The organism is Acidovorax sp. GW458-11-26-14-TSB4 (assembly GCF_059423865.1).
The window spans coordinates 1-770 of record NZ_JBWKYR010000053.1; the positions used below are offsets into that span (position 1 = coordinate 1).

Below are 770 nucleotides of genomic sequence, written 5' to 3' on the forward strand. Positions count from 1 at the left end.
CAGGAGATCGAACGCCTGGCGTTCTACGACGCGCTCACCGGCCTGCCCAACCGGCGCCTGCTGCTGGACCGCCTGCAGCGCTCCATCGCCGCCTGCCAGAGAAGCCGCAACCTGGGGGCCCTCTTGTTCATCGACCTGGACAACTTCAAGGACCTCAACGACACCCTGGGCCACGACATGGGCGACCAGCTCCTGTCCCAGGTTGCCACCCGCCTGGTGGGCAGCGTGCGCGAAGCCGACACCGTGGCCCGCTTTGGCGGCGACGAATTCGTCGTCATGCTGGACAACCTGAACCCCGAACTGCCCGACGCCGCCGCCCAGGCAGAAACCGTCGCCGAAAAACTCCTGGCCAGCCTGAACCAGCCCTTCGCCCTCGGGGGCCAACAGCACTACAGCACCCCCAGCATCGGCATCACCCTGTTTGGCGACGAACGCCTGTCGGTGGACGAACTCTTGAAGCGCGCCGACCTCGCCATGTACCAGGCCAAGGCCGCAGGGCGCAACACCCAGCGCTTCTTCGACCCGGACATGCAGGCCGCCGTCAACGCCCGCTCCAACCTGGAAGCCGACCTGCGCCAGGGCCTGGCAAGAAACGAGTTGCTCGTGCACTACCAGCCCGTCGTGGACCACCAGGCGCGCCTGGTGGGCGCCGAAGCCCTGGTGCGCTGGCGCCACCCCCAGCGCGGCATGATCAGCCCCGGCGACTTCATCCCCCTGGCCGAACAGACCGGCCTCATCCTCCCCCTGGGCCAATACGTGCTGGAGACCGC

At 67.9% G+C, this 770-nt stretch carries 1 protein-coding gene; it reads left to right on the top strand.

The window, feature by feature from the left end; translation table 11 throughout:
* On the top strand, positions 1–770 hold a 770-nt coding region (locus tag AC07X5_RS32620; protein ID WP_494773550.1), incomplete at both ends, for a putative bifunctional diguanylate cyclase/phosphodiesterase.